This window comes from Vibrio sp. 704, assembly GCF_033339295.1.
Window position 1 is genome coordinate 1 of the sequence record NZ_JAWOUH010000161.1, and the last position, 965, is coordinate 965.

General features: G+C 51.0%; 1 protein-coding gene. It reads right to left on the minus strand.

Annotated features, from left to right (window positions below; translation table 11 throughout):
* On the minus strand, positions 1–965 hold a 965-nt coding region (locus R7R24_RS25155), incomplete at both ends, for a diacylglycerol kinase family protein (protein WP_318119834.1).

Sequence of the window (965 nt, forward strand, 5' to 3'; positions counted from 1 at the left end):
CCATCCTTGTTCACTCGCCGCCTGCCCTTCGAGGGTTACTTGCAGAGTTTGCACCTCTTCGGAAATAACAGCGTTAAAAAAGCCCGTTAAATACGCCAGTTGCCCAAAAGCATTTTTCTCTTCACGATGCGCGTGTTCAATCATCTTCTGTTCCAAGCCAATACCCAGCACCAACAGAATCAAACGCTGATTACATTCTGCGGTGTCTATGCGTTGGCAATGACCTGCGAGAATGGCTTCACACGCTTTTTCCACCGGTGATAACTTCACGCCGATGCCATACAGTACATGGCAAAGCGCATTCGCCGTGCCCAACGGTATGATGCCGAGCTTGATGTCAGTGCCGACCAACTGGCTCGCCACTTCAGTCACCGTGCCATCGCCACCAGAAACAATCACCTGATTCACACCACTTTGTTTAGCTTGCAGTGCGAGGCTTTCTGCACTGGTGGTTTCGTCCGTTTGGCGAATGCTGAGACGATATTTTTTGGTCAACTCACGAATCACACGCTGTTCGTATTGCAGCCATTTCCCACCGCCCGCGACAGGGTTCACCACCATCCAGGTCAGCTCATCGAGTGTTAGCACGCCTTTCTCACTGATCGCGCGCAGAGTTTTGATCTGCAGATTATTGAGCCTTGCAGTACTGCGCACGCTGTTTATTTTCCGCATCACCGATTCCACCGAGAGCGATGGGTCTTTACTCAGTAAATAAGCCGCCACCACAAACACCGAACGGCCACGCCCAAGTGCGCAATGCACAACCACAGAGCGCCCACAGGCGATTTGGGTATCAATCCAATTAATCGCATGACGTAAACGCTCCAAGGTCGGCGCTTTATGATCCAGCACGGGAATAGAAAGGTAGTTGAATTGCTTGTCAGTCATGGCGCTTTCTAAACCTGCGAACTCCGCCGTAACATCAACAATGCAGGAAATGTCGTGAGAGTCGAGAAACGCCAAAT